This is a genomic window from Ruoffia halotolerans, from assembly GCF_014049385.1.
Taxonomy (GTDB): Bacteria; Bacillota; Bacilli; order Lactobacillales; family Aerococcaceae; genus Ruoffia; species Ruoffia halotolerans.
In genome coordinates, this window is sequence record NZ_JACAOA010000070.1 from 1 (window position 1) to 932 (window position 932).

At 40.3% G+C, this 932-nt stretch carries 1 protein-coding gene; it reads left to right on the forward strand.

The window, feature by feature from the left end; all coding sequences use genetic code 11:
- Positions 1-66: 66 nt before the first annotated feature.
- A partial coding sequence (locus HW423_RS10950) for an ISL3 family transposase (RefSeq protein WP_328803194.1) occupies positions 67-932 on the forward strand: 866 nt, incomplete at its 3' end.

Consider the following 932-nt stretch of genomic DNA (forward strand, 5'->3'; position numbering starts at 1 on the left):
GGCAGGCTATCTCTTGTCTATTACGGTCAATTAACCTATGTCCCAAAAGCTTGCGAATGTTGTGGCATCTATAACGATAATTATCAGGTCGTTAAGAATGGCTTTAGACAAGCTTCTCGGATTACGTTAAATACCATCTCGTCGCTACCGGCGTATTTAAAGCTTCAAAAACAACGCTATTATTGTAAAGCATGTGGTCAGAGTTTTACGGCTAAATCTCCTGTGATAGCGGAACATTGTTTTATTTCAAACGCGGTAAAACGAAAAATAATGGATCTTGCCACACGGGTTCAAACCGAAAAAATGATTGCGGAAGATACGAGTGTGTCCACCCACACTGTCCGGCGAGTGATTCGTCAAGCGGCATCAACTCTACGGATTAGACCGACCCATCAACTTCCCACTCACTTATCTTTCGATGAATTCAAGAGTGTGAGTTCGGTGGAGGCTGCCATGAGTTTTATTTGGTCGGATGCCACAACGCATAAAGTGATCGATATTGTAGAAGACCGTAAGAAAAGGTCTTTATCTTCCTACTTCAGTCGCTATCCTCTAGAGATTAGACGCCAGGTAAAAACAGTCACTATTGATATGTATGAGCCTTATATGGATATTATTCATCGTTGGTTCCCTAATGCAGAGATTATAATTGATCCTTTTCATATAATTCAAGCATTAAACCGAGAGCTCAATCGGTATCGAACTCAGTTTATGAATACCGTTCGCTACAAAGATGGTCGGTTATATAACAAATTAAAACGGTATTGGAAATTAATCCTTAAGAACCCTGACACACTTCAATCGACCAGCTACCATCCTTTTAGATTATTTGATTGGCTGACCAATACGCAAGGTATCGTCAACTACTTACTAGACCAAGATGAGATGTTACATGATACCTATCGGATTGTTCATCAATTAGGCCAAGCGTA